Genomic DNA, 779 nt, shown 5'->3' on the forward strand with positions numbered 1-779 from the left:
ACCAAACCCGCACAGAAGACCGTCGGCTTGGACGGACTCAACGTATCCGTCTCGACAGCAGCAACAAGCGGTATCGAAAAATCGAAATCAGTCAAAAGCGGGGGATTGGCCGGACTCACCAGCAAAGTCTCCGTACGCCAGATCCGTACCGAAATCGGCAAAGAAGGCCTACGGCAAGCAGCTGTCGACGCCGGGAGAAAGCCACCCTCTGACCGAACACTGCGCCGCTGGGCGCAGCAAGGACGAATCCCGCACCCCGACGTCACCGAACGTGCACAACGGCGAGCCGCCATCGAACGCCTCGGTGGAATCGACGCTGTCGCAAAGAAAATCGGCCGTTCACGATCAGCGGTCTCTCGCTACCGTTCCGGCGAAACGAACGAACTGCGCGCTGACGCGAAAAAGAAACTCAAAAACGTCAAAGCTCGCGACATCATGGACCGCGCCGGCGTCCTACGACCCGACGGGCAACCCAAAAAGGCCACCATCCGAGTCCGCGGGGGAGTGTCCGTCCGCAACGGTTCCGAAGAAGGTTACGACTATCGAGTGCGTACCCTCGATTTCGCGAACTCCGACAGCCCCTTCAGTCTCGACGAAACACGAGAACTCGCCATGGCTTTGGCCAACGACGATCATGCCCGGGTGGTTGCCATCCTCGAACGTCACGCCACGATGGATTACCCTGAAAACAAGGGATTCGACCAGTACGGCGACACTTTCGGATTTCACTTCGATTCCATCGAATCCGTCCACATCGACTGGACATAGAACTGCCCTGC

At 58.4% G+C, this 779-nt stretch carries 1 protein-coding gene; it reads left to right on the plus strand.

Annotated features, from left to right (window positions below; all coding sequences use genetic code 11):
• On the plus strand, nt 1-768 hold a 768-nt coding region (locus tag R4P70_RS32625; protein WP_024488187.1), incomplete at its 5' end, for a hypothetical protein.
• Between the last annotated feature and the right edge of the window lie 11 nt (nt 769-779).

The organism is Rhodococcus sp. IEGM 1241, from assembly GCF_033142365.1.
GTDB classification, from domain to species: domain Bacteria; phylum Actinomycetota; class Actinomycetes; order Mycobacteriales; family Mycobacteriaceae; genus Rhodococcus_F; species Rhodococcus_F erythropolis.